Raw genomic sequence first — 20153 nt, 5'->3', positions numbered from 1 at the left:
CATGGCAGACGAACGCACGCTCCAACTCCTGGTGATCGCGACGATCGTCCGCAAGTCCGATGGGACGAAGAAGACACACGAGTTCCTCATCGATGGGGACGGCTACAGCGGGCCGGAAGCCATCCATGCCGCCGTGTCCGAGCTGGAGAAACTGCGTGGCGGGCCGGTGAGGGAGACGGAGTGGCTGAGCTTTCTCAACGTCCACCCCAATGAGCTGGAGGGCACGAAGCACGCCGTCGTCATCTCGGTTGACGCCAAGGACCGGCGGCATTACCACGACTCCCTGCAATTGGAGGGATACAAGACCCGCCAGGAACTCCTCGGTGCGGCGTTGGAACAACTCCCGGCGGCTGCGCGAGAGGGCGCCGTAGAGTGCCTCTGCGTGAATCCCACTGAGCTCGACACGTCCGACTGATCCGATAGCTCCGTAGCCGCGAGTTCGGAAAGCCTCTCTGAGGCACCCCAATCACGTCCAGACGGCAGCAACAACCTCCATGACAAGCCTGGCGGGTGTCCGCCGTCCCGGCAGCCCCGCGACCGCACCGTGGCCGGTGCGGTCGCGGGAACACGGCGGGGCTGCCCCACCGGCCCAGGAACGCCTCTGGCGCCGTGCCGGCCAGGGCGATGCCCTGGATGGCCGAGACCCCCGGCAAGTGCCGCGATGTAATGCACACGTCCGCCGCTCCTGCCGACGCCGCTGCTGGTGCGGGGCAGGCGGCCCGGCTCGATGAGGACAAGTTCGTGGACGCGCATGTCGTGGTGGTGCTTGACGGCGGCGCGGACGGCGTCGGTGACCTCACGGGGGGGGGCGAGGCGGCGGACGGGGACGTGGCGGTTGCGGTCGGCGATCACGACCAGGTTCTCGGTGTCCCGGTCGGCGACGGCTCTACCGGAAACCCACTGAGGCGCTCGAAGAGACCAGCGCCGTAGACCCGCCGTTGTTCAAAGTCGTGCGCCGTGCCCAGAGTCGCGCGGGCTCCCCGGGGCGCTGGGCCTGCCGACGCGGCCCCGCGGCGTTGTTCGGCCCTGTGGCCGTCATCTGGTGGACGCCCGCGTTGGCGGCGTAGAGGCGGTGATGCGCCACCACCTGCGGTCGTCCCGCAACGGTGACGCATCCCCACGCCGGACACCTCGCCCGGCTGTCATGACGTTGGGGCCAACCGGGACCGCCTGTCAGCGGCCCAGGCGTCCGACCACCGGCACACCCGTCCGCGATCATCCCGCAGTACGGACGAGACGACGTCACCCGGGAGGCCACTTGACCAGCGGCTCAGCGGGATGGAAGGCGCGTCACCTGATAGGCGGGGCGCGTCACTCCCGGGGGCCGAAACCCCATCAGGCACCGCCGCCGACCGATAGTCGAGCAAGCAACCGGAAGGAACTTGCGCGTCCGGGCGGTGACCGCACTGTCTTCTCTAGGCATTGCAGGAGGTGAACATGCCGGCACCGTCGCCCATGCACCTCGCCACGCTCGCCCCTGTGGCCGCGCCGCCGGCCAGGGTGAGTTCCATTGCATTGTTTCGGGTGAAGACAGCGAGAGGCCAGGGGGCGCGGTAATGGCGCAATATCGGAGAGCGCTGATCGAGTGTGAAGCCGAGCCGTCGATACAGTGCCATGTTGCTGATCCCGAGCAGCCGCGTGGTCAGGAGTGACGCGCTGTGGCGACGAGAAGAACTTCTCTGTGGATGATCGGCATCGGCGGGTTCGGCGTCACCGGTTTCGCGGTATTCATTGTGGTTGTATTGCTGCTTGCCATGATGGGTGTCATTCCCGGCGTTTCCGGCATCATGCAAGCGGCGTGCGCTTCGGGCGGCACGACGACGACGCCGGAAGTTGTGCAGGCGGATGCGGCGGCGGACGCCATCCCGGAGAACTACCTGAAAATTTACCAGGAAATCGGTCAAAGGCAGAATATCCCGTGGAATGTGCTTGCCGGTATCGGCAGGATCGAGACCAACCACGGCAGGTCCACCCTGCCCGGCGTTCACAGCGGCGAGAACTACGCGGGCGCGGGCGGCCCCATGCAGTTCATTAAATCATCATGGGCTCTCTACGGGGCTGACGGAGATGGAGACGGGAAAAAAGATCGTTATGATCCAAGCGACGCTGTCCTCGCCGCGACCAAACACCTCAGGGGAAGCATCGGCAAGAGAAGTCCATCGATGGCGCTCAGTTCGCAAGACGTAATAAATGCCGTCCATCGCTATAATCCCGGGAACTATACCCCCCAGAACAATCCCTACGTGCACGATGTGATGGCGGCCGTAAACCGCTATGGCAGGGATTACAAGGTAGCCCCGTCCAACTACGCAGGTGTGGACTGCACGGCTGGAGGGGTGGGATCCGCCGTATGGCGGACGGGGTCCTTCGGTCAACGCATCGTTGCGGCTGCCGCATATTATGCGCAGAGGGATCCGGGTACGCCGCCGATACCTGAGGAAAGGTACCCCAACCTCCCTGTCCATTATTCATGGGGTGGTGGAACCCTCAACGGTCCCAGTCGCGGCTTCTGCTGCTCGGACGGAGGATACGACGGGGCGGACTCCTTTGGGTTCGACTGCTCTGGCCTCGTGCAGTACGCCGTCTACCAGGCTTCTGATAAAAAAATTGTGACGCCTGATACGACGTACTCCATGTGGCCGCTCGTGGGTGACTGGGGAGTCGAAGTGTCTCGCGAGGAGTTGGCCCCCGGGGATCTGGTCTTTTTCAATAATCCTGCTTCGCATGTGGGCATCTATTATGGCGAGTACAACGGTAAGCGCTGGTTTGTTGAGGCCCCGCAGACCTGGCTGGTCGTGGGGAGGGTTCGTGACTACGTCAAATTCAGTCCGTTTGACAACAGGAGGAATTTTACAGGAGCTATCCGGGTGAAGCCGCCGGGAGGCCAGGTGCGAGCGATGGCTCCTGCCGGAGCGGGCGTTGGCGCAGGTGCGATGTGACCGGTGTACCGGCGGCCGGAGTCCGCTCCGCTCTCTGTGCCGTCTCGGTCGCAGCTCTGGTTGCCGGCTGTAGCGGAGGCGAGCGGGCGCGGCCCCGTGAGCGGCCCCCCGAACCGGGTGAGAAGCGCATTATCTCGACGACCGGCGCCGGCGCACCCTCGCCGTCGCGAAGTCCTCGCGCATCCGGAACTCCCCGAATCCCCGGCGGTCTCCCAGATCCGCGCCGGATCGACCAGAAGGACGCGACGGCGGTGGCGAAGGCCGCCCTGACCGTCATGTACACGGTCGACAGCACCATCGATGTCGGTATGCGAGATGCCAGGCTGCGCGCGGCGCGCTACCTGACTCCTGACTACACGACCAAGATCAAGACAGAGCCCATGCAGTTCATCCCCGAGCAATGGCGGCAGCACCGGGCCTATCTCGTAGTTCGGCTCGAGCCACTCGCGCGGGAGGCCGGGGCCCCGTCCGACGGACCGACCGTCGCCTACCGGCAATGGGAGATGACCACGATCCCCACGGGGCGGGACCGTTGGCGCGGTACGCCCAGCAAATGGATGGTCTACATGGGGCTCGTCAGGTCGTCCGAACGCGATCCCTGGCGGATTTCCGAAGTTCTCACCCAGAACAAGAGCTAGCCCTGGCCAGGAAGCCGGCCGAGGCCAGGAGGAAGTTGAAATGAGGGAATATTCGTGGCCAGTGACGACGATGACAACACGTACGTCTTCATTCTCGGTATCGGCGTCGGACTCGGCCTGCTGAGTGGCGGGTTCAGTTTCCTGGTGTGGCTGGCGGGCCAACTGTCCGGCCTGCTCACGGGCAGTGGTTGGCCTGATTCGAGCCCGTCGGACTGTATGAGGATCGCCGTCAATTTCGTCCGGAACCCCGGTGATCCGCACGCTGCGTGGCCGCCGGTGGCCGCGGCCGCGATGGGGTCGGCCTGGGTGTTCTTCTTCCTCCTGGTGGTGCTCCTCGCGCTGGCATCGGTGGGCATGTACGTCCTGGTCCGGGTGGTTCTGAACGCGCGGCGCCACCGGCCGGTCCGGCGGTGGCGCCTGGGCTTCGCGTCCGGCTGGGAAGTCCGCAACCTGCTGAGCGCCCGGACCGTCCTTCGCAAGGCGCAGCAGGTCCGGCCGTCCACCGCGAACCGGCCCGCGCGCGATATCAAGCCCGAGGAGGTGGGCTTCTACATCGGGCGGGACATCAGGTCCCGGCGGAAACTGTACGCCTCGCTCGAAGACACGGCGATCGTCATCGCGCCGCCGAGGCAGGGAAAGGACGTGCACTTCGTCACGCCCTTCACCATCGACGCGCCGGGCCCTTGCATCGTCACCTCCACCCGGCGGGAGACGTTCGTCCACACCGCCATGGTGCGGGCGCGGTACGGCGACGTCTACGTGTTCGACCCGTTCAACTTCACCGGGTGGCCGAACCGGTTGCGCTGGTCGCCGTTGCAGGGGTGCGAGGACCCGAACGTGTGCGCGGTCAGATCGGGCACGCTCGTCCAGTCCAGCGGTCTGAACATCGGGACAGAGGGGTCCCAATCTCTCAGCGGGGTGATCACCATCATCCGCTGCCTCCTGCATGCTGGCGCGATCGGCGGGCTTACCATCCGGGACGTGATGCGCTGGGTCTACGAGGCCAACGCGGACGAGCCGATGGACATCCTGCGCCAGGGCGAGCGCGAGGGCAGGGTCGCCGCGGGATATCCGGCGCAGCTCGAGTTCAACAGGAACGACGAGCGTATCTGGTCCACCGTGATCCAGGTCATGCACTGCTTCTCGCACCCGAGCGTGCTGGAGGACTGCTCGCCGCCCCCTGGTGAGGAGTTCAGCTTTCCTGACTTCCTCAAGGGGCGCAACACTATCTACTTCATCGGCAAGGCCCAGCCCGACCACGGGGGGATCGCACCGGTGGTCACCACGATGGTCGAGCAGTTCTTCAGAACGGCTCGCGGTGTGGCGATGAAGCAGCCGACCGGTCGCCTCGACCCGCCCCTGACCTTCGAGTTGAACCAGGTGGCCGACATCTGCCCGCTGGGCGGCCTTCCCGTGTACATGGGCGAGTCAGGTGGCTACTCCATCACGGTGCACGCCTACCTGACGTCGCTGGCGGAAGCGCGTGCCAGGTGGGGGTCGGACGGCGCCGCACGCCTGTTCGACAACGCAACGATCCGGATCATCTCGGGCGGTACCGGTACTGCCAAGGACCTCTCCGAGCTCTCCGATCTCGTGGGCAAGCAGGACGGGAAGCAGGCGCTGCATCCCGAAGAGCTCAGGACCATGCCTTTCGGCCGCGCGGCCGTTGTGGCGGGTACGGCCCGTCCCGTCGAGATGTGGCTCACCCCTTGGTGGAACCGCGACGACCGGGATCGCATCGCTCAGAGCAAGCAGGCGGTCGAACAACTGATTCGAGAGCACGTCGGGGAGTAAGGATCCCGGCACCTGTACCGCTCCTGACGCGATCACTCCAGATGTTTCTTCCCCCCCAAGGCGACCCCCGCCCACGAGCTCACACACGTTGGACGCCGTGGCCCTGCATACGGGGCAGGTACGGCAACCTGGTGAACCGAAAGCGCACGATCACGGCCGCTCCAGCGCCTCTGCGGGCTCGGCGTCTCGCCCCGCCAGGCGATGTTCCGGAGGCGCCGCGGCACGACTCGTGGGGGACGGCCGACGGCGAACTGCTCAGGTACCGGGTGATCTCCGGACGCCGGAGCCACGGGCACGGCCGATCGCGACCTCTTCCTGCTGGGCAGGGGGCGCCTCGATGGGGCTCGAAGCCCGAAGGCGGCATCCTGGCGGTCTCACCGACCACCGTGCCTCTACGGCCGTCGACATGCCCGCCCCGACACCGGCGCCGGTTCGGGAGACACCGCCGCTGCTCACGCCGAGCCGTCAGTGGCCCGACCCGGCGCCGGCTTCGGGCCGGTGCGTGCTGTTGGAAATGGCGGTGGCGGTGCTTGCCCGCACTGTCTTCTCTGTGGAACCGGCCGGACCGCGGCCGGTCGATCACCAGAGCGCTGAGGAAACGTGTGATGGCTACTGCGCCGAATCTCGTCGTGGCGGGACACCCGGACCTCGCGCGCAAACTCCGCAACACGGGGCGGTTCCCCGCCGTTTTCGACGTCGCCTCCGCCACCGAACTACGCGCCCTGTCCAAAAGCGGCAAGGTTGCGCCCCCCGCCGCGTTCATCTTCGCACCGCAATTCAACGAAGACCTCCCCGAAGCGAAGGTCCCCCTCCTGGCCAACGCACTGGCGGCGAACGGGTTCACCGTACTCGTCCACGCCTTCTTCACCCGACGCGGCGACCACTTCATTCCCGCCGTAGTCGCATCTGCGGAACCCATGAGCATGTTAGACCTGCTGACGACACTCGGCGCCCTCCAACCAGACCTCCAACCCGAACCACCGCCCCAACTCTGGAAGGCACTTGCCCCGCCGGCCATAGAGACCGGCGCACGACCCCAAACAGCCAACGCCAACCCACCATCTTCCGGCCCGGCCCAGGCGAGCTCCAGTAAGGGGCACGAACGTTCCGAAACACCACCCGCGAAGGATGGGGCGGCGACCGCGTTCAAGACCGCCCCCGCTCAAGATGTGATCAGGCGAGGCAGGGTCATCGTGATCGCCTCGGCGAAGGGCGGTGTCGGCAAGACCAGCACGACCGTGGACCTCGCGCTTTACACGGCGAGATCGCTCTGGGCGGCCGGGCGCGGCGGAGCGACCGTGGTGGTGGACGCCAACGTCCAACAGGCCGATGTGGCGCGATATCTCAACCTGACCTCGCCGACCATCCTGGATCTACCGCAGGCGCCCGGGGAACTGTCCGCCCAGTCGGTACGCCATCACCTCGCGCGGATACCGGAGATCGGCCTCCACGCCCTGCTCGGCCCGCCCGACCCTCTCAGCGCCGACCCAGCCTTGATCAGCCCGGCGCTGTACCAGGAGATCGTCACCGTCCTGCGCGGCGCGTTCGACTTCGTGTTCATCGACACCCCCGTCGCCAAGCCCCACCACACGACCTTCGTGGACCTGATCCTGCCGGAGGCCGACGCGATCCTGGTGCCGGTCGAGCCCGACCGGGTGACGCTGGAGGCGGTTCACGCGTGGTTGACCGCGATCACCGCGCCGGACCGCCGGGTCTCCGCCGAGAAGATCTCACTGATCCTCAACCGTGCACGCTCCGATGCGGAGTACGGTCCCGAGGAGGTCGCCGGCCTGCTGCCCGGCTGGCGGCTGGCCGGCGTGCTTCCCGAGGACGTGCGGCGGATGAAGACCGTGAACGCTAACCAACTGGTGCAGTCGCGCCCGAGTCCCGACCTTGAGCCGTCCCTCCGAGGCATTCTCCAAGCGGCCAGCGATGACCCCGTGTTCTCGCCGTCCCGGTGAGTGCGATGCCAGCGCCAACCGACGGTACGAGTTCCTGGGCGCGTCATCTTCCCGTTGCCCACACTTTCCTGCCTGTTACGCGGTTGACGATCGCAACGGCTTGCGGACGGTCCACCGCATGGGCCGGAACCGCGTTCGGGAGGTGTCCGTCTCGGCGACGGTCCAGCCCTGACCAGCCACTGATCCTCTTGTAGAAGGAGGGCGTAGGCATGCAAGCGGTGGGCGTCGCCCGATCACAGCGGTCATCCGGTCCGCCGGGGCTGCCGAACGCACCGGACGCGGGGCCGAGGACCTCTCAGCAGAGGAGCGTTTCAAGCGGGCAGTTCCATGCGCATGCAGTCACTCCGGCCCATCTGGCGCCACCACCGACGAGTCCGCTGGGGCTGGCCGGTTACAGCGGTTCCGGCCCCGACCTCTGGTTGGCTTCATGCCATGGGGGAGCCGGCACCTCCACGTTGGCCGCTGTCATCCCACAGAGCATGAGCGCCGGACGGTACTGGCCGACACCCGAGCCCCCTGAACACTCCCGGGTGCTTCTCGTCGCGCGCAGCCATGCCTCCGGTCTCAGCGCAGCTCAGGCCGCCGCTCGGCAATGGGCCGCGGGCGTGCTTCCGAACGTGCGACTGCTGGGGCTGGTCGTGATAGCCGACGCCCCCGGGAAACGCCCGAAACCACTGAACGAGCTACTGCAACTCATTTCCGGAGGCGTGCCTCAGGTATGGGAGCTTCCGTGGGTGGAGGCCCTGCGCCTCGGCGCACCCCCGGACCAAATCAAGTTGCCGTCCGCCTATTCGCGGCTGACTCAAGATCTGACTCACATCGTTTCGGAGGATGCACGTGCTTGATCTGATGGTCTCGTGGATGACCGGATTCTTCCAGTACGCGGCACACCTGACCCAGGTAGCCATGGAAACCGTCCCGCTCAGTGCGGCAGACGACCCTCCCGTTAATATTCCCTCTCCTAATGACAGCCAAGCCCCGCCGAGAGCAGGAGTATTCCTGATCATAGTCGGCTGGATACGGTGGGGTGGGTACCTCTGTTGTATCGTGGGCTTTTTCATTGTCGGTGCCAGAATGTCGGTCAACCACAAGAGAGGTGAAGCGAGCAGTCACGTCGCAAGCATCATCGTGATCACCGCCGGTGGCGGCATCATCACGATTGCGTACTTCATCGTGGAACGGGTCGCGACGCTGTCATGAGAATCCAGCCCGTCCATGACGCATGCGGAGATCAATGTCGCAGCCCAACGCCGCTACGGCGGCGCCTACTCGGCTTGTCAGCCGCATTTCTCGCGCTGGGCTTCGTCTTGGCCGCGCTCAGCTCTACAAGTCAGCCCGCCCCGGAGGCAGTCCGCCAAGTCTCGGGTGAGCACTCGCCAGTGGAACGATCCTGGACGACCGGACGGATACCCGTTCGCCCCGTACAACTCACCACTGCCGGCGTTCAGGTCGTTCATGCACCCCGCCGTGTGATCACTACTGGCCTGGCAGCTCCTGACTGGGCCCCGGAGACTGTGACAACGACCGAGGGCACCGATGTCGTGGGCAACATAAACGACAAAGGCGGCGAGCTGCACTGGGCGCCCAACGAGGGCGTGGTGAAAGTGTGTGACACCGCAGAGGACGGCAACTCCGCGTTCGTACAGGTTACTGGGCCCAATGACTTGGAATTCTCCTTCATGGCGCATCAGGACGGCAATTGCGAGGAGCGCGGGATCGACGGTTATGATCGCGCGGGAGATCAGGTCTATCGATTCATAGTTTGCCTGGTCGAGAACGGGATGGATGACCCGAATGGGAGAAAAAGGTTCTGCAGAACGGCTCGCAGCAACGGGGACTGGCAGGAGGACCTGGAAACCGAGGCGGTGCAATTTCCCGGGCAGGGGCCGGAGGACGACGACAACGGTTGCGACTTGCTCAACGGGCAGGCCAGGGAAGTATGCGAGGGGGATGACGACGAGGAGGAGCCACAGGAGTCCGCTACGCCGGGACCGATTTCTCCGCCTTCTATGAGCCCGTCACCGTCTATCGACGACTTGCCCAGTGTGACAACTTTCTATCGCCCAAACCCCGGTGTCGCTGCCCCACTGGAGCGCGTAAGGAGCGGTCTGAACTTCTTCTTCTGGCTGGCCTTCATAGCGGCAGTTACCGCCTTGGGCGCCGATATGGGGGTCAAGCATAAGAGGGGCGAGGCGGGCAAGCATGGCAAACGCTTGATCTTGTTGCTCATAGCCGGCGTGGTAGGCGGAGCAGGATTGGCGGGCGACGAGCTCGTTAGAGTTCTTCAAATTCTGCCGTTTTAGCAACCTGTTGCCCCATTTAAGATGGGCCCATGCGCTATATGCACCCGATTCAAACCATGCGGCACTAGTTGATAGATGGGGTCAATATGGGGGTAGATGACATCCTCGACGATAGTCTGGGGTGGGGTATCGAGACGTTGGTGCTGATGGCGCTGCAACTGTTCCAGACGGTCCTGGAATGGTCGGTTAGTGAGGTCACCGCCCCGCGGATGAGCGGGGAAAATGGCGGAGTCCTCTTTTTTGTGCGATACTATGCCGCCAATTGGCTCGTCGCCTTCATGGTGCCAATTGGACTTGCCATCGCGTCTATCAATGTGTTCATCACACGCAAGGGTGCACCTTTCAGGAAAGCATTCTTCAATTTTTCCGAGCTGGCCCTGAATGTCCTCCTGTTGGGCGTTGTAGTATTTCTGGTGACCAGAGCCACCCAATCCTACTCGGCGTGGATTCTGGATCTGGGACAACGGGGCAGATCGGGCGGCCGGGACTGGATGGATGGCTGGGACGCCGGACTCGATGGGCTCGGGGGAGGCGATGCGGACATCGCTTATTCGGCCCTCCTTGGCATTTTCGCGCTGGCTGCCGTACCCGCGCTTGCAGTTCAATTCTGTGTCATGCTCTTTTATGCCGGGTTCTTGCCGTTCCTGGTTGCGTTGCAGCCGGCGCTGGCCGCAGCCAGGTTCAGCGAATTCGGAGAGCAGGCCTATAGAAGGTCAAAAAATGCGATCATCGTGATAATCTTGGCCAAGCCTTACCTTATAACACTTGATGCCGCCGCTGTGTATCAGCTGACCTCCGATTATGAGCCGGACCATCTATTCGGTCTAGCCCTCCTTATCGGTGGGGTGTTTTACGCGCCTCGGCTCATCAGCTTCGTGTTGCCGGATTCGGGAGGCTTCGGCGCTCCCACCATACGCACGCTCGGCCATATGGTATTCGGTGGTACCGCCGTAAATATCGGCAAGGGGGCCAGTATTTTCAATCCAAATGGAGTTCAGCCCGTCAGGAATGGCAATGTGCCCGTGCCTGCCAGTTATGAGAAACCGCCACGACCGTGGCTTCGGCCCACTGGTGGCAGCGGGTCCGTCGGCGATCCTCCGGGCCAACAACCTCCCGGGCAACAACCTCCGGGCCCACAGCCTCCGGGCCACCCCGTGCAACCTCCGGGTCCACAGCCTCCGGGCCAACCTGTGCACCCTACGGCTGGTGGGGCTGCGCCGAGGAATAGTCCTCCGGGTCAACCTTTGGGGCAACCTACGACTGCGCAGCACTCACCCGGCACGCAGCCAACTGGTGCGCAGCCTCCGCCTGCTGGGCCCCCTGGTAGCACTGATACGCCCACGCCTCCGACTGCGCCCACCACGCCTCCTGCTCCGCCCACTCCCGAGGGCAGCTCTGTGAGGAGAAATCCCTATAGCGATGTTCCTCTTGGCGCTCGCCCACGTTATGACGTTGGCGAATATCAGGTTCCTCCACCGGATTTCTCCATCCTTGATGACGACAACGACGGTCCAGACGGCAGTAAGACGGTCTGAGGGAATGAGGTGAGCTTGAATGACGACCGACTATCGTGAGCCCACTTACGGGAACTGGCGTAAGCCGGTCACTCCGGGGATCGGGCGGCTGGGGCTGCTCGGGACCATGATCCTTATGGTCGGGATGGTCATCGTCACCCTCGTCATGATGGTGTCGCCGCTCTTCGGCCTGATCAGCGCCGTGGTGCTGGCGCTGGTCATGGTGCCATTGCTGATCCAGGACAAGCATGGGCGGACCGCGCTGCAGACGATGACGGCCCGGGGCGCCTGGTCGTGGGGGCGGTCCCAGGGCTGGCATCTCTACCGTTCAGGTCCGCTGAGCATCACCCCACACGGCTCGTACCGGCTTCCGGGGCTGCTCGCCCAGTCCCGGCTGGTGGAGGCCCGCGACTCCTACGGGCGCCCGTTCGCCGTGATCGTGACCCCGTCCACCAAGCACTACACGGCGGTGTTCGAGTGCAACGCCGACGGGGCGGCGCTGGTCGATCAGGTGCAGGTCGACACGTGGGTCGCCTACTGGGGGCATTGGCTGGCCGCGCTCGGCTACGAACCGGGCCTGGTCGGCGCGAGCGTGACCATCGAGACGGCCCCGGACCTCGGCCATCGCCTCCGCGAGGAGGTGGAGGCCAACATCGACCCGAATGCCCCTGATCTCGCTCGGGCGGCCCTCGAAGAGATCGTCTGGAACTACCCGGTGGGGAGCGCACGGGTCTCCACCCGTATCGCCGTCACCTATTCGGCTCTGCCGCGGCCCGGAGGCAAGCGCCGTAACGAGGAGGAGATGGCGCGGGAGATCGGGATGCGCATCCCCGGGCTGACCTCCAGGTTGGAGATGACCGGTGCCGGATCCGCCCGCCCGATGACCGCCGACCAACTCGTCCGCGCCGTGCGGATGGCCTACGACCCGGGCTCCCAGTCGGGCGTGGAGGCGACGGAGGGAGAGCAAACGCGCTGGGAGGACGCCGGGCCGGTCGCGGCGCAGGAACTCTGGGATCACTACGTGCACGACAGCGGCCATTCCATCACCTGGGGCATGTCGGAGGCGCCTCGCGGCGAGGTGCTGTCCAGCGTGATGACCGGGCTGGTGTCCCCGCACCACGACATCGCCCGGAAGCGCGTCACCTTCCTCTACCGGCCCTACGATCCGGGCGCCGCCGCGAGCATCGTGGAACGGGACCGCAAGGACGCGCGCTTCCGTCTGAACGGCGCCGGCACCGCCGCCCGGAGCGAGATCGACGTCGTCAAGAGCGATCAGTCGGCTCTCGAGGAGGCCAGAGGCGCGGGGGTGACCCGGTTCACCATGCTCGTCACCGCCACCGTCCGCTCGGCCGAGGACCTGCCGCTCGCGGCGGCCGCCGTCGACACGCTCGCGCCCCCCGCGCGCGTGCGGTTGCGGCGGATGTACGGATCCCAGGCGTCGGCGTTCGCGGCCGCCCTGCCACTGGGCATCGTGCTTCCAGATCATCTTCAGGTGCCCGGGGTGGTGAGGGACTCTCTGTGAACGATTCACCGGAACCACTCATCGATGCCGAGGCACTCGCGGCGGAGACCAGGGAGATTCCCAGGAAAAGGGCGAAGAAGAACAAGAAGAAGGAGAAGACCGGCGACGCCGAGCGCAAGCCCGGACACAGAGGTTTCGGCCACCGCGGCGGGGGCCGGGCCTCCTACGTGGAGATGCCTCCCGAGTGGCGGGGGACCACCGTTCAGGTGTGCGGGCTGTGGCCGTTCGGGGCGGGGTCGGGGACACCGATGGTGGGCGTGCCGCTCGGCCGTGAGATGACCTCCGGTGCCTCCCTGTGCTGTGATCCGATCTCCTGGTTCCAGCGCGCCAACCTGATCCACAACCCCTCGGTCCTGGTGCTGGGCAAGCCCGGGCTGGGCAAGTCGACCCTGATCCGCCGGATGGTCATGGGGCTGGCCGGGTACGGGGTGTTCCCGATGGTGCTCGGCGACCTCAAACCCGACTACGTCGATCTGATCCGCGCGATGGGCGGGCAGATCATCAAGCTCGGCCGCGGGCTGGGTTCGCTGAACGTGCTCGACCCCGGTGCGACGGCCGCCGTGGCGGCCAGGCTTCCGGAGCAGGCCCGGGCCAAGCTGGTCGCCGACGCGCACGGGCGCCGGCTGAACATCGTCGCCGCGCTGGTCACGACGCTGCGCGGGAGCCCGATCGCCGACATCGAGCGCTCCGTCCTCAACGCGGCACTGCGGGTGCTGGACGAGCGCCATCCCGGCGTGCCCGTCCTGCCCGACCTCATCAAGGTGATCAATGAGGGGCCGGAGCGGCTTCGCGCGGTGACCCTGGCCCGCGGGGACGAGGCACGCTATCGCGCCGCCGTGGACCCGTTGCACGCCTCGCTGCTGGGGATGCTGGACGGCCCGATGGGGGAGACGTTCGCGCATCAGACCACGACCGCGATCCAACTGGACAATCCGGGAGGCGTCTGCATCGACATCAGCGGGATCGACGACGCCGACGCCGAACTCCAGGCCGCCGTCCTGCTGGCATGCTGGTCGGACGGGTTCGGTGCGGTGGAGGCGGCGCACGCGCTGGCCGATGAGGGCCTGGCGCCCCAGCGGCACTTCTTCGTCGTCCTCGACGAGTTGTGGCGGGTCCTACGGGCCGGGCGCGGTCTGGTCGACCGTGTCGACGCCCTCACCCGCCTCAACCGGCAGCGCGGCCTGGGCCAGGCGCTGATCACGCACAGCATGGCCGACCTGCTGGCGTTGACGGATCAGGCCGACCGGCTCAAGGCCAAGGGCTTCGCCGAACGCGCGGGCATGGTGATCTGCGGCGGACTGCCGCAGGCGGAGATGCCCATGATGAACGAAGTGGTGCGCATGTCGTCCGCCGAACAGCGCATGATCGTCGATTGGTCCACGCCACCTTCGTGGAATCCCACCCTCAACCAGGACGCCGAGCCCCCGGGACGCGGCAGGTTCCTCGTCAAGGTCGGAGGCCGCCCGGGCATCCCGTTCAAGGTGGAGCTCACCTCCGTCGAAAAGGACGTCAACGACACCAACAAGCGCTGGATCCACTCGACCACGAGAGCGTCCGCCAACACCGCCTGACCTGGACCGCCAGCTGGGCGGTAGAAGAGGCAGCTCTACTGCGCCGGGTCGGGTGTTGCTCGCGGCGTTGCCGCACGCGTGCCGCTTGGTCGTATGCGACTGCCGGTGTGCGTCGGCACCGAGACCTGCTCAGACGGCACCACACTGCCCGATCGAGACCCAAGCGGCCGGGGCGTCCACCGACGTGTGGCCGATCCGGCTCACTTCCCCCTGAAAGGGGGAGCACCGGTGATCGGTCAGTTCGGATGTCCGGCAGCGCCTGGTTGTCTGCCGCGGGCCGCCGTGTGGGCCCGGCGGGCCTGGTGGTCAGCGGCTGATCACGGGCATCCTCTGGAGGTTGTAGGCACAGACCCCCGACCCGCCCGGGTTTGGGTGCGGCGTGGTGGCGTAGGCCGCCGATGCGGGCTTCGATGCCGACGCGCAGTCGCGCATCCGCCGGAACGATCGAGTGTGCACGTGTTCGCGGTGGGTCTCGCTGAGGGCGCCGCCGCGTTCAGGCCGATGTGTCGGACGCCGAGCGCGGCCAAGGCCGCCGAATCCGCGGTCGCACGAGCTGCTTGGCGTCACCGGGGTTGCCGTTGTTGACCTGGTGGAAGGGTAGGAAGCCGCAGTCGTCATCGGCGATCAGGACGACATAGCCGAACTGGGTGGGGTGCTGCGGCTTGCCCTTGCGGATCGGGCGGGCACCGGATCGGCCAGCCGCACCGTCCGGCCGGGAGTGGTGCGATCGCCCGCAGACCGTTGGGCGGTCTGGGCCGGCGACCGTCTCCTCCGGGTCATCGACCAGTCGTTCCAGCCGTTCGGAGGGACGGTGGTTCCGGGCTCGGTGAGCCTTTGGGTCGATCTGGCCGGTGAGTCGGCTGATCTGCCTGAGCCGTCGTCCGGCCGAGCGGCTGCGGTCCGGGAACGCCGTGCCGCGGGCCGCCCCGGCGGCTTTGATCGGTTTCACTGGACCGCCCGGCTTGCGACCCCCGTGTTCCAGCAGATCGGCAGCGGGGACGGTTGATGCTGGCGTCCACCACGGAGGAGTCGATACGCAGCTTGCCGACCAGCGCCGGTGTTCGGCTTCTCGACCACCTGCGGGTCGGCGCGGCCGACCAACTCGATCAACTTGGTGGAGCGGGGCACCGGCCTTTTCAACGGGATTCGGCGGATCCGGCGCCTGGTGACCGAGTCGGCCACCACAAGGCGTGTCCGAGCTGGTAGCGGTGCTTGAGGTAGAGCAGCCGCAGCAAAGACATCAATGGCGCGCGTGGGCCACTGGTCTGCGCGACCTGCCCTTCTACCACGCTAAGCAGAACCAGGTGTGGCTGGAGATCGCCCTGGGCCTGCTCGCCTGGATGCCGCGTGGAGGCACGCGGCTGCCACCGGCGATAGGCGATGACTGCCTCTGAGCACTGACCGACGAGGCCGGGACCCTGGAACCTTCCAGGGGTGGTGGCGGGGTCCGCATGCCATCTTCTTGACACCAGGTTGCTGATGAGGGGCCCGGCACAACAGAAGGCAGTTATAAGACGCGTTGCTTCATTGGGTGTGGTCGATGGGGTTCGGCCCGCCGGCATAGGGCAATGGTCAATTCCTGAAGCGTCGAATGATGTCACTTTTGCCAGTGTGGCGGCCCGCGATTATCTGCTATCGCCAACTTCCCGATCTCAACAGTCTTCTGGTGACGGGGGAGACGATGGAAACCGTGCAGCAGGCGGTCGGCGACCGTACCGCAGCCGTCAACTACCACACGTGCAACAGGGAGCTCTTCACGCTGCGCAAAGAGCTTCTGGAACAACTCGGCGCCCTGCGTGCCATGGTCAACGACGGTGAGTCCGACGCCCGCCTGGAGTTGGCGTTGCGTAGAGCCGAGAGTGAACTGGAGGACGTTACCCGCAGGATCATGGATCTGAATCTGGGGCTCGTCCGCAAATATGTCGCCTTGTTCGCCTCCAGGTCCAACGAACACGTCGAGGACCTCGAGAGCGCCGGCAAGATAGGGCTGCTACGGGCGATCTGCTCCTACGATCCGGACCGGGCGCCCTTCTCTCGCTGGGCGTTCAAGCCCATCCAGCGAGAGGTGCTGCGGGCTGTCAGGGACATCGACCACCCCAATCTCAATCCGGGGGACTTCGAGAAGCGGCCTGCCATCCTGGCTGCCAAGCAGGCATATCTGGAGGTGGCCGGGCCGGACGCGCCGGTGAACTACGCCGACGTCGCCAGGCGCGCCGGGGTGTCCGAGGCCCAGGTGCGCAGGGTCCTGCTCCCGCCCCGGCTTGAAACCCTGCACACGCCCGCCAGTGACCAAGGAGAGGACGAGGTGGCGTGGGAAGAACGCCTGGTCGACCCCTCTCCGTCCACCGAGGACACGGTGTTGCGCCGCTTCAACCTGCGCGGCATAGGCCGTGACTTGCCGAAGCTCGAATCGCGCGAACGCTTCGTACTGGCGCGGAGGTTCGGATTGGACGGCGAGCCTGAGGAGTCACTTCGCGCCATCGGCGAGCGGCTTGGGCTGTCTGGTGAAAGGGTGCGGCAGATCGAGCGGAAGGCGCTGGCTAAGCTCGCCGAGACCATCGCGGGGACGTCATCGGACGCCTCCGGAAGACTTGCAGGCCGGGCAGGATGAACGACGAGTGGGAGCCTATGGCCCGCTGCCGAGCCGGGCGGCCAAAGCCGGAACCAAAGCTCGTGGATCCTCGTCGACGACATCCAGGACACCGTCCGCCTCCGGAACTCAGGGTCGTCGATCGTGGACGACCAGAGATCGTGTGCCGAGCGGCGGCTGGAAATTCTTCGGAACGCCAGGGACCTGGAACGGCATGTGCATCGCGCCTCCGGAAGCCACAGAGGGGAACAGTCCGTTCGATGCCTCGCCGGAGGCGGTCCTGGGGGATTGAACCGCCATGAACCCGCCCGCCGCTCCTGACCCACATAGCCAGTCCTCTCATGTGCTCACAAGCTTCGGGGCTGAGCAGGTCCGGCGCGGGCGCAGGGGAGCGGGGTCTGGGACGGTGAGTGCTTTGCACCGCGACCGGGAGGGTCGGGCATCAGAACGACGCGCACGATCAGGCGGCGGACGGCACCTGGAGGAGTGGCGCGCACGGCTGGCTGCGCCGCTGGAAGCATCGATCGCGCTGGTTGTGGAGCATGGGCTCGCCGTGACCGACCGGCCTTGGACTCGAAGGCGAGTGTGCGGTGAGTGCCGAGATGGTCGTTTCGCGGGACGCGCCCATCGCGAGCGGCCACCCCTCGCGCCTGCCCCAGCATGGCGGGCGAGGGCTCCATGCCGCGCTGTAGCCGGTGTGCGGGTTGCGCCGCACCGAACCGCCTGCCCGTGCACGTCTGGCGCCAGCTGGTCGGCAATTTCGACGCGCCGAAGGTCTGGCCACGGCGCCGCCTGCCTGGCGGCGCACGCCGAGCAGGGTCTTGGCCCAGATGACGCCCTGAACTGTTTCGACGCGGAGAATCCCTGGCCGTCCGCGCGAGCGCCCGTCCCGACGTTCACGAGTGCCGTAAGACGGCCACTTGCCCCATGAGGCTGCCTCCCGCACTCCCCGCGCTGAAGCCATGGAACCCGCCCGGCTCGACGTCAGCAGCCCGCGGCCCGGTCAATGCGAGCTGCTCCGACCTGTCGTCTCCCGGGCTTCGGTGGGTTCTTGAGAAGAGTCCAGTGGCCGGCGCTGGCGGCGGCCGCTGTTGTCTCCACAGTCGGAGGGAGAGGGGATGGCCGTCCGACGGCCGGTCGACGACCTGAGTGGTGAGGACCGTTGTGATGGCGACTGAGCCGACCCTCGTCGCGGCGGGAGCCTCGGGCGGGAGGAACGGCGGGAGACCGCCGGTGCCAGACGGTCTTCGACGCCGCCGCGAGCGGCGCTACCGTCCGGCCCCTCATCGCGCTGATCCCTCAAGTCTGGCCGATTCACGGAAGGAACGTTCGATATGGCAGCAGACCATGATTCCGGCGCGGGGACGGACTTCTGGGCAACCCTCGGTGTAGGCGCGAAGGCCGACAAGCCGCCCATTTCCAGGGATCCCCAGGATGTGCTCGTGGCCGGGCCCGCTGCCGAGGCTCCGCCACCTCGGGCCGGGCAGGCCACACCGACCGCACCGGCTGCCGGGTCGTCGGATGGTGCCGAGGAGCCGGGTGCTCGTGGGGAAAAGGCCTCGCTGCCCTCGGCTGGGGATCCCTCCGGCGGGAACGGTGCGGCTGAGGCCGCCGGAACTCCCTCGGTACCACAGTCCGCCGCCGAGAACGCCGCGCTCCAGACGGTGGTCTTTTCAGTTCCGAAGCCGCCGGTGGTGGCGTCCGGTCAACCCATGACTCAGGTCCCCGAGCAGCCTCAGGACGCATCCGAGCATGCCGCGGCACAGGTTTCAAAGCCACCCCGAACACGGGCTCCAGGGCAGCGCGATGAACAAGCCGTGGGGGAGGCGCCGGTGGAGATCCCCGTCCAGGCTCCCGGAGGGGCCGAGACGCGGAAGCCCACCGCCGAGGCCGGGCCGCGAAACCCGCACTCGCCGGATTCGGAGTGGCTGGCCGCGGAGCGGATCGCCGGCTCGCTCGGGGCGCGGATCTCCGAGATCTGGATCGACGTGCTCACCCGCCACACCAACGGGGACGAGACGATGGCCCGCCGGGTCTATGCCGTGCTCAACGGCGTTCACCTGCTCGGCGAGTTGTGGCGCGACGAGCGCATCGACGAGGTGCACATCCAGGGCACCGATGTGACGGTCTGCGGCAGCGACGGCGTGTATCCCGTCCCCGGCTTCCCCAGCCTCGCCGCTGCCAGGCGGGCCGTCGAGGTGTTCAAGGCCGCAGGGGAGAGGATGGAGGCCGTCGTGTCCCGGGTCGGCGGCGCGGTGGTCGTGAGCCGCCGCACTGGTGCGAGCCCGGACGCGGACTGGCTCCTGGCCGGTGGCATCATCACCGGCGATCAGCTCTCGCAGGTCGCGCTGGCGCTCCAGCACATGCGGGCGGTGACCGTGACGGGCCCGGCCGCGCGGATCGTGGTGCGCGCGCTCGCTTCGCTCGTCCCGGCGGGCAGCCGGGTCTTCCTGGGTGCGTACGCGACGCTGCCCGCGGGATGCGTCACCGCCGCCGGTCCGATGGAGGCCGACTACGTGGTCGGTGTCCGTCCCGGGGTGGTCGCCGAGCAGATGGCGGCGGAGGCCCAGGTCGGTGCTCTCATCGCCAACCCGGAGACACGGATCCGGGCGGCGCTGAGGTTCGCCGTCTCCGGGCAGTCCGTGGCCCCGGGGAAGCTCACTCAATTGCCTTGAGTGCCCGCCCCGGGAACAAAGTCGCATTCCCGAGGATGAAGTGACGTGCCATCCGCCGCAGCGGCGGGTGGCCCCTCGTCCTCGGAGTGTGGATGCTCCCGTTCGCGCCTGTCCAGGACCCGGGCTCGCGCCGCCGCCTGCGCGAGTGGCTCGATGAGGTTGCTCAGCGGGGCCCGCCGCGCGGTACCAGGCGGCTCGCGCAGTTCGGTGACGCGGCGCGGGCTGGCAGTCCCATGCAGTTCGAGCCTGCGGAGCGCATGCGCCCAGAGCCTGCCCTCGGCCGTGTCCAGCACCCGCTCCGGCTGATCGCCCGGCGCGACGGCGATGTCCCCCAGCAGCCGGCCGGTGCGCCAGGCCGCGTCCGCCAAGGCGATGATCTGATCCAGATCACGCCGCAGTCGCGCCAGGGCGGCACCCTCCTCGAACACGGCCGCAGGGCTGCCCAGCGCGACCGCGCTGCGGCACTCCAGCCGCTCGGCGATCTCGGCCACCCGATCCAGCACGCTGCGATGGATCAGCACGTTCTCTTCGTCCACGGTCAGCAGCACCATGTTCGTGCGGTTCTGTGATCGTGCCACCGTTCCCCTCTCATCGGGCATCCGTGCCGGGCCGGCGAGGTTCCCCAGTGGCGGCGTGCGGTGCGGAG

16 protein-coding genes and 1 pseudogene are annotated in these 20153 nt (G+C 66.7%); 15 read left to right on the top strand and 2 right to left on the bottom strand.

Annotation, left to right across the window (positions count from 1 at the left end; all coding sequences use genetic code 11):
- The first annotated feature begins 1 nt into the window (after position 1).
- The 12 genes from ACFPZN_RS34325 (at position 2) to ACFPZN_RS34270 (ending at position 14242) form a co-directional block, all read left to right on the top strand.
- Positions 2-415, top strand: a complete 414-nt coding sequence (locus tag ACFPZN_RS34325; protein WP_378286480.1) for a hypothetical protein — start codon at positions 2-4, stop codon at positions 413-415.
- A 218-nt stretch (positions 416-633) separates the two neighbouring features.
- Positions 634-930 carry a hypothetical protein gene (locus tag ACFPZN_RS34320; protein ID WP_378286479.1) on the top strand — a complete coding sequence of 99 codons (297 nt, stop codon included), beginning with the start codon at positions 634-636 and terminating at the stop codon, positions 928-930.
- A gap of 755 nt (positions 931-1685) precedes the next feature.
- Complete coding sequence (locus ACFPZN_RS34315) at positions 1686-2939, top strand: C40 family peptidase (protein ID WP_378286478.1); 1254 nt, start codon at positions 1686-1688, stop codon at positions 2937-2939.
- A 251-nt stretch (positions 2940-3190) separates the two neighbouring features.
- Positions 3191-3577, top strand: coding sequence for a hypothetical protein (locus tag ACFPZN_RS34310; RefSeq protein ID WP_378286477.1), 387 nt, complete (start codon positions 3191-3193; stop codon positions 3575-3577).
- Positions 3578-3631: 54 nt separating this feature from the next.
- Complete coding sequence (locus ACFPZN_RS34305; protein WP_378286476.1) at positions 3632-5371, top strand: type IV secretory system conjugative DNA transfer family protein; 1740 nt, start codon at positions 3632-3634, stop codon at positions 5369-5371.
- Between the two features lie 605 nt (positions 5372-5976).
- Complete coding sequence (locus ACFPZN_RS34300; RefSeq protein ID WP_378286475.1) at positions 5977-7332, top strand: AAA family ATPase; 1356 nt, start codon at positions 5977-5979, stop codon at positions 7330-7332.
- A 209-nt stretch (positions 7333-7541) separates the two neighbouring features.
- A complete protein-coding gene (locus ACFPZN_RS34295; RefSeq protein ID WP_378286474.1) occupies positions 7542-8177 on the top strand; it encodes a DUF6668 family protein in 636 nt (211 codons plus the stop codon).
- On the top strand, positions 8170-8532 hold the full coding sequence (locus ACFPZN_RS34290; protein ID WP_378286472.1) for a hypothetical protein: 363 nt from the start codon (positions 8170-8172) through the stop codon (positions 8530-8532). Before ACFPZN_RS34295 ends, ACFPZN_RS34290 begins: the two co-directional genes overlap by 8 nt.
- Before the next feature lie 314 nt (positions 8533-8846).
- A complete protein-coding gene (locus ACFPZN_RS34285; RefSeq protein WP_378286470.1) occupies positions 8847-9635 on the top strand; it encodes a hypothetical protein in 789 nt (262 codons plus the stop codon).
- Positions 9636-9703: 68 nt separating this feature from the next.
- On the top strand, positions 9704-11170 hold the full coding sequence (locus ACFPZN_RS34280; RefSeq protein WP_378286469.1) for a hypothetical protein: 1467 nt from the start codon (positions 9704-9706) through the stop codon (positions 11168-11170).
- A gap of 19 nt (positions 11171-11189) precedes the next feature.
- Positions 11190-12671, top strand: a complete 1482-nt coding sequence (locus ACFPZN_RS34275) for an SCO6880 family protein (RefSeq protein ID WP_378286468.1) — start codon at positions 11190-11192, stop codon at positions 12669-12671.
- The gene (locus ACFPZN_RS34270) at positions 12668-14242 is read left to right on the top strand and encodes an ATP/GTP-binding protein (RefSeq protein ID WP_378286467.1); all 1575 of its coding nucleotides are present in this window, start codon (positions 12668-12670) and stop codon (positions 14240-14242) included. The genes ACFPZN_RS34275 and ACFPZN_RS34270 overlap by 4 nt, the downstream gene beginning before the upstream one ends.
- 619 nt (positions 14243-14861) lie before the next feature.
- Here ACFPZN_RS34270 and ACFPZN_RS34265 read toward each other — a convergent pair.
- Positions 14862-15498, bottom strand: a pseudogene (locus ACFPZN_RS34265) (ISNCY family transposase); the annotation flags it as partial.
- Here ACFPZN_RS34265 and ACFPZN_RS34260 point away from each other — a divergent pair.
- The 3 genes from ACFPZN_RS34260 (at position 15433) to ACFPZN_RS34250 (ending at position 19507) form a co-directional block, all read left to right on the top strand.
- Positions 15433-15636: a hypothetical protein gene (locus ACFPZN_RS34260; protein ID WP_378286488.1), complete on the top strand. Its 204-nt coding sequence runs from the start codon at positions 15433-15435 to the stop codon at positions 15634-15636. The pseudogene ACFPZN_RS34265 and the gene ACFPZN_RS34260 sit on opposite strands and share 66 nt — an antisense overlap.
- A gap of 272 nt (positions 15637-15908) precedes the next feature.
- Positions 15909-16853 (top strand): sigma-70 family RNA polymerase sigma factor, encoded by a 945-nt coding sequence (locus ACFPZN_RS34255; RefSeq protein ID WP_378286466.1) that lies wholly within the window; start codon positions 15909-15911, stop codon positions 16851-16853.
- Between the two features lie 1811 nt (positions 16854-18664).
- Positions 18665-19507 carry a hypothetical protein gene (locus ACFPZN_RS34250; RefSeq protein WP_378286465.1) on the top strand — a complete coding sequence of 281 codons (843 nt, stop codon included), beginning with the start codon at positions 18665-18667 and terminating at the stop codon, positions 19505-19507.
- Here the strand turns inward: ACFPZN_RS34250 and ACFPZN_RS34245 are convergent.
- The gene (locus ACFPZN_RS34245; RefSeq protein WP_378286464.1) at positions 19495-20058 is read right to left on the bottom strand and encodes a hypothetical protein; all 564 of its coding nucleotides are present in this window, start codon (positions 20056-20058) and stop codon (positions 19495-19497) included. The genes ACFPZN_RS34250 and ACFPZN_RS34245 overlap by 13 nt on opposite strands.
- Between the last annotated feature and the right edge of the window lie 95 nt (positions 20059-20153).

Origin of the sequence: Actinomadura rugatobispora, from assembly GCF_042656285.1 — a bacterium.
Taxonomy (GTDB): Bacteria; Actinomycetota; Actinomycetes; order Streptosporangiales; family Streptosporangiaceae; genus Spirillospora; species Spirillospora rugatobispora.
The sequence above is the reverse complement of the archived record's forward strand: the minus strand, read 5'-3'. Positions and strand labels throughout refer to the sequence as shown.